2 protein-coding genes are annotated in these 1,299 nt (G+C 49.3%); both read right to left on the reverse strand.

Going from position 1 to position 1,299, the window contains the following annotated elements; all coding sequences use genetic code 11:
• A partial coding sequence (locus AOQ57_RS08160) for a ribose-phosphate diphosphokinase (protein WP_157686496.1) occupies window positions 1-598 on the reverse strand: 598 nt, incomplete at its 3' end.
• A gap of 71 nt (window positions 599-669) precedes the next feature.
• Window positions 670-1,299, reverse strand: a 630-nt coding sequence (locus AOQ57_RS08165; RefSeq protein ID WP_162200224.1) for an ATP-binding domain-containing protein, incomplete at its 5' end; no start/stop codon positions are given.

Consider the following 1,299-nt stretch of genomic DNA (forward strand, 5'->3'; position numbering starts at 1 on the left):
TATCAATGATGGCAATCGGGGCGCCGCCAATTAATTCCGCAAAACGCCGGACCCGGTTAACCCCAGCGTGATCTGGAGCTACAATCACAAGATTGTCCGCGAGCTGGTTATCCATGAAGTATTTGACCAGGGTTGGGGCTGCCAACAAGTGATCAACTGGAATATCAAAGAAACCTTGGACCTGCGGAGCATGAAGGTCAACCACGATCATCCGATCGATCCGGTCCATTGTTAGGAGGTTAGCAACTAGCTTAGCCGTAATTGGTTCCCGGGAGCGGGCCTTACGGTCTTGGCGAGCATAACCGTAGTAAGGGACAACAACGTTAATCTTCTTGGCGCTTGCCCGCCGCAGGGCGTCGACCATGATCAACAATTCCATCAGGTTCGTGTTTACCGGTTCAGAAATCGATTGAATCACGTAAACCTCCCGTCCCCGGACGCTTTCGTCAATCGTGACGGAAATTTCACCATCGGCAAAGTGACTAATCGTACACTTGGAGAGGGGAACGCCCACTAAGTCAGCAACCGCAGCGGCCAGGGGGTGGTTAGCGTTCAGGGAGAAAAGGGATACATTTTCGGCATTTTTAAGTTTAATCATCGTCTTAATCCTTCCGTTTTAGGTGACGTTTATCTTAATTATCACAATTTTGTACTTAGCTTGCAACCAGATTAGGCAAAGTCAGCTGGGCTTAATCCGTCCATTCCAATCATTGGATCGATCGCTTGGGACTCGACCATTGATGGCGTTAGTGTTTCGGGAGTGGTGGATAATTCATGCACCACAGGCGTTGACTCATCCCTCTTTTGAAGTGAAGTCAATTCTTCTCGTTGCCACTCCTGTTTCAAATGCTCCCTCAGGGCGGTTGGTCGGTCAATAACTGGGGTCTTAGCACAGCGAACAAAGGCTGGAGCATCACCAACCATCACAAGGGCTCGCGATGACCTAGTTACTGCTGTGTATAAGAGGTTACGTTGAATGATCGAACCCACCTGAGGATTGGAAGGAAAGAATTCCGACAACAGGGTTACAATAATAACTGGGGCCTGGCTCCCCTGGGCCTTATGAATTGTCATTGCATAGGCCAACTCTAGATTAGCCAGCGCCGTTGGGTCATCATACTTAACCAGGTTCCCACCGAAGTCGACCGTTACCTTTAGGTGAATCTTCTCCTTACCCTTTTTGGCCAGCCGGTCACCATTAACAACGTGTTTATCGGTCCCGCCGATCTGTTTGATGATACCAATATCACCATTATAGACCCCGGCATCCGGGTCGTTTGTCGTTTGCATGACCTTATC

This window comes from Limosilactobacillus gorillae, assembly GCF_001293735.1.
Classification (GTDB): Bacteria; Bacillota; Bacilli; order Lactobacillales; family Lactobacillaceae; genus Limosilactobacillus; species Limosilactobacillus gorillae.